The 6,521-nt window shown below is 60.0% G+C and carries 6 protein-coding genes; 2 read left to right on the top strand and 4 right to left on the bottom strand.

What is annotated here, in order from left to right:
- Window positions 1-1,828 (bottom strand): ATP-binding protein (locus AC1D35_RS22650; RefSeq protein ID WP_477940142.1); only part of this gene is annotated, 1,828 nt, incomplete at its 3' end.
- Window positions 1,829-1,945: 117 nt separating this feature from the next.
- On the bottom strand, window positions 1,946-2,482 hold the full coding sequence (locus AC1D35_RS22645) for a DUF1003 domain-containing protein (RefSeq protein ID WP_113301109.1): 537 nt from the start codon (window positions 2,480-2,482) through the stop codon (window positions 1,946-1,948).
- Between the two features lie 201 nt (window positions 2,483-2,683).
- On the opposite strand from AC1D35_RS22645, the gene AC1D35_RS22640 reads away from it, so the two are divergent.
- On the top strand, window positions 2,684-4,363 hold the full coding sequence (locus tag AC1D35_RS22640) for an NAD+ synthase (RefSeq protein ID WP_113308398.1): 1,680 nt from the start codon (window positions 2,684-2,686) through the stop codon (window positions 4,361-4,363).
- 25 nt (window positions 4,364-4,388) lie between these two features.
- A complete protein-coding gene (locus AC1D35_RS22635; RefSeq protein WP_113308316.1) occupies window positions 4,389-5,222 on the top strand; it encodes a TolB family protein in 834 nt (277 codons plus the stop codon).
- A 61-nt stretch (window positions 5,223-5,283) separates the two neighbouring features.
- Here the strand turns inward: AC1D35_RS22635 and AC1D35_RS22630 are convergent, their stop codons facing one another.
- Together AC1D35_RS22630 and AC1D35_RS22625 are read right to left on the bottom strand one after the other, a co-directional pair.
- Window positions 5,284-5,853 (bottom strand): hypothetical protein, encoded by a 570-nt coding sequence (locus AC1D35_RS22630; protein WP_477855314.1) that lies wholly within the window; start codon window positions 5,851-5,853, stop codon window positions 5,284-5,286.
- 79 nt (window positions 5,854-5,932) lie between these two features.
- On the bottom strand, window positions 5,933-6,457 hold the full coding sequence (locus AC1D35_RS22625; protein ID WP_162748610.1) for a hypothetical protein: 525 nt from the start codon (window positions 6,455-6,457) through the stop codon (window positions 5,933-5,935).
- Between the last annotated feature and the right edge of the window lie 64 nt (window positions 6,458-6,521).

Here is a 6,521-nt window from a genome sequence, read left to right as displayed (position 1 = left end):
GTTCAGCGCGGTTCACCAGATCAACCCAGAGCGCCCAGATGGCGCGAAGCTGATGGTCGACATCACCGAGTTCTTCAGAAATCCGCCATGCCGTCGTCCAGGCGGCGACGCCGAGTTCCGGTGCATGGGTGGCGCGAAGCTGCGGCCAGCCGAGCGCGGCGTAAAGTTTCATCCGGCTTTTCTCGTCAAGGCCGGGGCGGGCGTCGAGGAAGGCGATGGCATGGGTGAGTGCGGCCAGGCATTCGTCGAGCAGCGACAGGCGGAAGAAGAGCGGCAGAGCGGCAACCGTGAGCCGCACACCGAGAAGCGCATCGCCCGAAGTGCCGAAGGCCCAGTCGAGGGCTACTCGAAGGCCCGGAACCTGCTGGGCGAAATCCTCAGGCCATTGGTCCGGCGGAGCGGAATAGAGATCCTGCTCGGCACTTTCGAGTGCGGCGCAAAGATAGCCGGAAAACCGAGCCATGACATCGGGCAGCTCGCCAGTATCAGCCAGTTTCTCACCGGCATAAAGACGGGTCGTGTCCAGCAGGCGGTAGAGGGTTTCGTCCGTCGTCGTCTCGACCGCGACGAGCGATTTGGCGACGAGGGCGGCCAGCAGGTCCTCGGGCTCGCCTCCAGAGAAGACGGCAGCGGCGGCCTCTCCGGTGAAGCGGCCGCGGAAGACGGAGAGTTCGCGTAGCGCCTGCTGTTCCTCCAGTGACAGGATGAGGTAGCTCCAGTCGAGCGTGGCGCGCAGCGTCTGGTGACGTGGCAACGCGGTACGCCGCCCGCGCGTCAGCACGCGGAAGCAATCCGACAGCGAGCGGGAGAGGGCGGCGACCCCCATCGCCTCCAGCCGGCCGGCGGCAAGCTCGATTGCCAGCGCAATGCCGTCGAGCCTGGTGCAAATATCGACGACATCGGCAGCATCCGCATCCGTCAACGTGTAACCGCCAAGGCAGGCATCGGCGCGTTCGACGAAAAGCTGCACGGCGGGCGAGACAAGGGCGGCCTCGGCGGTGACGGCACCCTGCGGCAAATCAAGCGGCAGGAGACGGTAGACACGTTCGCCTTCGGCGCGAAGCGGCTCGCGGCTTGTCGCGAGGATATACAGATCAGGCGCTTCGGCCAGCAGGTCCTCGGCGAGCTCGGCGATATCGGCCACCACATGCTCGCAGCTGTCGAGCACGAGCAGCAGCTTGCGCAGCTGCAGATGAGCCGCGATCTCCCTTGATATATCGTCGCTGCGGGAGAGGATGCCGAGGGCGGAGGCGATGACGGTCGGTATCAAATTACCGGTTGCGACCTCCGAAAGATCGATCCAGACGATCTCGCCGTCGAAGCCGCCTTGCGCGATGACGGCGCGGGCAACGGTGGATTTGCCGATGCCGCCGGGACCGGCAATCGTCACGAGGCGCCCCTTGGCGAGCTGGCCTGATATGGCAGCGATCGGTTGCTCGCGGCCGAAGATGCGGGCGGGCAGGCGCTCGGAGCGAAATCTCTGAGATGCAGTGGCAGGCGCTGCGCCATTGCTGCGACGGCTGACGGGCGCGATGAAGGTATAGCCGCGGCCCGGGACGTTGGCGATGAATTGCGGCTCGCGTTTGATATCACCCAGCGCCTTGCGCAGCGCCGAGACATGGACACGCAGATTGGCCTCGGCCACGAAAGTATCCGGCCAGACCTGCCTGACAATCTCGGCATTGGTCTTCAGCTCGCCGGGATGGTGCAACAAAAACAGCAGAATATCGATGGCGCGGCTGCCGAGCGGCACGGCAGAACCTTCCCGCATCAGGCTCCGCCTGGCAGGTGCGATCGAAAACGCGCCGAAATGAAACTCTTCTGCCAAGCACCGCCCCTCGCGTAGTGCCGGCAGGTTGAGCCAAATGCTTGCGTCCTGTCAAATGAAACGCTGCGGCGGGGCAGAAATTGCGACGGGATTTCAGTTGTTTAAGACCGCGCTGTTTTAGCCTTGTCCCCGCTCTGCGAGGATGGCGTTCAGCCGGGAGACATCCTCGCGCAGCGCGGTGAGTTCTGTGAGCACGCGCATATCGATCTTCTGGTGCAGCGACAGCACCTCCAGCTCGGCCTTCAGGTTCACCTCGTAATCCTTGGCGGCCTCGAAACGGTCGCGCTCGGCCTGACGGTTCTGCGACATCATGATGATCGGCGCCTGGATGGCGGCGAGCATGGAGAGGATCAGGTTCAGGAAGACGAAGGGATAGGGGTCGAAGGCCCTGGTCATCAGGATGACCGTGTTGATGATCGTCCAGATCACGAGGAAAGTGAGGAAAGTGATGATGAAAGACCAGGAACCGCCGACGCGGGCGATACCATCGGCTACACGTTCGCCAAAGGAGGATTCGGCGGCAATGGCGGCGTTGACATCGGTGGAGATGATCTTGCGCTCATGCGCCTTGGCGATCACACGCTTTTCGATGTCTCCGAGCTCATCGGCGGGCTTGCCGAAATGCAGGTGGACGAAATTCGGAAGATTATACATGGCATTGTCCCGGGAATGGATCGAATTGGCGCGCAGTATTCCGCCCTTGCCGCAAATTGCAATGCGTATCGGCGTCGCGCAAGGCAAACAGAGGGATAGGCACAGGCATGGGGCTGCCCTTCATCAAATTTTCGCCGCAGATGGCTACGGCTTTTGAAGCGGCTTATTGCGGTGCACGAAAGGGCGGATTAAATGAATGACATGACACAGGAAAACGCTCTCTCCCATACGTTCAACATCGCCATCGCCCAGCTGAACCCCACGGTGGGCGATGTCGCCGGCAACCTTGCCAAGGTGCGCGAGGCGCGCGCCGATGCAGCGCGGCAGGGTGCGCATATCCTCATGATGACCGAGCTTTTCATTTCGGGCTATCCGCCTGAAGACCTTGTTCTGAAGCCGGCCTTCATCCACGCTTGCTGGAAAGCTGTCGAAAGCCTCGCTGCCGATACCGCCGATGGCGGGCCGGGCATCGTCATCGGCTTTCCGCGCCAGGACGAAACGGGGCGCTACAACTCCATCGCCGTGCTCGACGGAGGCAAGGTGGTGGCGGTGCGCGACAAGATCGATCTGCCGAATTACGGCGAGTTCGACGAGAAGCGCGTCTTCGACCAGGGCGCGATGCCGGGACCAGTGAATTTCCGTGGTGTGCGCATCGGCATTCCGATCTGCGAGGATATCTGGGGCGATCTCGGTGTCTGCGAGACGCTTGCCGAAAGCGGAGCGGAAATCCTGCTCGTGCCGAACGGTTCGCCCTATTATCGCGGCAAGGTCGATATCCGCCATCAGGTCGTGCTGAAGCAGGTGATCGAAACCGGCCTGCCCATGGTCTATGCCGCCCAGCTTGGCGGCCAGGATGAGCTCGTCTTCGATGGCGCAAGCTTTGCCTTCAATGCCGACAAGTCGCTCGCCTTCCAGCTCAGCCAGTTCGAAACCGCGCTTGCGGTCACGACCTGGAAGCGCACGGAAAACGGCTGGCATTGCTCCGGGGGACCGATGGCGCGAATCCCCGAGAGTGAGGAGGCCGATTATCGCGCCTGCCTGCTCGGCTTCCGTGACTATGTGAACAAGAACGGCTTCAAGAATGTCGTGCTCGGCCTTTCCGGCGGTATCGATTCGGCGATCTGCGCGGCGATTGCCGTTGATGCGCTCGGTGAGGAGCGCGTGCGCACGGTCATGCTGCCGTATCGTTACACCTCGGAAGACTCGCTGAAGGATGCGGCCGATTGCGCCAGGGCGCTTGGCTGCCGCTACGATATCGTGGCGATCGAGGAGCCGGTGACGGGCTTCTCCTCGGCGCTATCAGATCTCTTCGAAGGCACCGACAGCGGTATTACCGAGGAAAACCTGCAGAGCCGCGCGCGCGGCGTCATCCTGATGGCGATCTCCAACAAGTTCGGCTCGATGGTGGTCACGACAGGCAACAAGTCGGAAATGTCGGTCGGCTATGCCACGCTTTATGGCGACATGAACGGCGGCTTCAATCCTATCAAGGACCTTTACAAGATGCAGGTCTATGCGCTGGCCCGCTGGCGCAACGAGAATGTGCCGCCGGATGCGCTCGGCCCCTCGGGCGAGGTCATCCCACACAATATCATCGACAAGGCGCCGTCGGCCGAGCTTCGGCCTGATCAAAAGGACCAGGATTCGCTGCCGCCTTATCCCGTGCTCGACGATATCCTGGAATGCCTGGTGGAGCGGGAAATGGGGGTCGAGGAGATCGTGGCGCGCGGCCATGATGTCGAGACGGTGCATCGCATCGAGCATCTRCTCTATCTCGCCGAGTACAAACGCCGCCAGTCGGCACCGGGCGTGAAGATCACCAAGAAGAATTTCGGCCGCGACCGGCGCTACCCGATCACCAACCGGTTCCGGGATCGCTGATTTTGAGACTTCCGGGAGGGGGCACATGCGCAGTTCGGTAGAGATCTATAACGTCAAGAGAGGCGAAAGCCGCGTCGTCTGGCAGACGGAGGCGCTGGTGGAGGCGCCGAATTTCTCGCGCGACGGCGCCTATCTGCTGATCAATGGCGACGGGCTGCTCTACCGCCTGCGGCTCGACGGCAGCGATCTTGTCGAGAAGGTCGACACTGGCTTTGCGGTCCACTGCAACAATGACCACGGCATTTCGCCCGATGGCGAAGAGATCGTCATTTCCGACAAGACCGAATTCGGCAAGTCGGCGATCTATATCCTGCCGATCGAGGGCGGCAAGCCGCGGCTGATCACCAAGAATCTGCCGTCCTACTGGCATGGCTGGTCACCGGATGGGCGCGAGCTTGCCTATTGCGGCATCCGCGACCAGGTTTTTGATATCTATACGATCTCCGTAGACGGCGGCGAGGAGAAGCGGCTGACGCATGGCGAGGGCCGCAATGACGGGCCGGACTGGTCGGTAGACGGGCAGTGGATCTATTTCAACTCCAGCCGCACCGGGCTGATGCAGATCTGGCGCATCCATCCCGATGGCACAGGTCTCCACCAGGTGACATCAGACAATTACGGAAACTGGTTCGCCCATCCGTCACCCAACAACGACAAGGTGCTGATCCTCTCCTACGACCCCGATGTCTTCGACCATCCGCGCGATCTGAATGTGCGTTTGAGAATGATGGACATGGATGGCGGCAACCTGACGGAATTGTTCGAGCTCTTCGGCGGGCAGGGCACGATCAATGTGCCGAACTGGTCGCCGGATGGCGAGGAATTCGCCTATGTGCGGTATTTCCCGGTAGGATCTTGAGAGGGCACACCGCCATTTGATGAGCGGGCGGTGGGGCTCTGGGCCGGCACGGCAATGACTGTCAGCGGGGGCCTCTAACGTCCGAGGCGCGCAATTCGTGCGCGTACAATCCGTATTGCGTTCCCCAACCGACTGCAACGATACGTTCACCCGACGACAGGCTCAATCTTACCTTTTCACGATCACGGCAAAATTGGTGTAGGAAGGGCATCTGTTCAAAGACAACTCTCGACGGGCATTTCGCTCCACCGAGGTCAATTGCTTTAACTACCGTGAACGGGAGCGCAACTTGATGACCTGCAAACAATGGGAGCAGTATCGGCCAAATGAACAGGATGTTGCTTCCCGTCAAATACCCAAGACACGCTGCACCTGAGAGGGCAAGGTTCAGTTCGTTCCGTCGAGCCCGTTTGCCACCTTTCCATGCGGCCCAGACAAGAAAAGCGGTGGACAGCAGGCCTAAGATGATGCGCGGAAGACGTGTCTCAGACGTCCAATCTGCAGAAGGTATGAAACTGGAACCTCCCATCACCACAATCGACGAGATACCGCCGAGAAACAGCCAGGTAACAGTCAAAATTACGATGAGTTTTGCAATCCGCAATCTTGCTGGCTGCGGTGAATCGTCCATGAATGCCTCGCAGAATTAGTGAGCTATTACCTTCATGAAGGTCTCCGATTTTCCAAGCAAATGATGATGGGACGGTGGCTCACTGATTTGCGGGGTCTGTTTCCACCGGACACGATGTTTCAGAAGCACGGTTCACAGTAACTCTTGAGTGCCCTCCGATGCTTTGGAGTTGCACCGAAACAGATTCTCCTCCGGCCGGGGCGAATCTTGAATCGATACTTGAAACGGTGTTCAGTCCCAACGGAAATGCCACTACGGTCGTCTCCGGTCGACCATACTTTACTGTGAACGAATAGAACACGATCGAGGCAAACTCATCAACGCCGCCATCTCGTGTTTTCGTCACAGCGGCGATTTGGTTGTTATCGCAAACGAAAAGACCAACTTCTGCGCCATCAACATACCATTGACCGGGAAGCTCAGGTGAAAGCACCCTTACGTTCCAACCCCGCTGGCTTGAAATGCGCCGGGCCTCATCTAGCGAGCTACCTAGTTCAAAAACGCTGGGGCTATCAGCTGTGTCAGCCTTGGCGCGTTCGGCATTGGATCCCAAGGCTGACACTAAGCAACAGGCAAAAAGCGAGCGCGCGAGAGTGGCAGTCAACTTTCATGTCCTTCAAATGTTCAATCGTAAGCTGTCATGATTGCATCAACGCCGGCATGCCACA

It is taken from the genome of Rhizobium sp. P1_E6, assembly GCF_056405875.1.
Note: the sequence above shows the minus strand (reverse complement) of the source record. Positions and strands in the feature narration are given on the sequence as shown.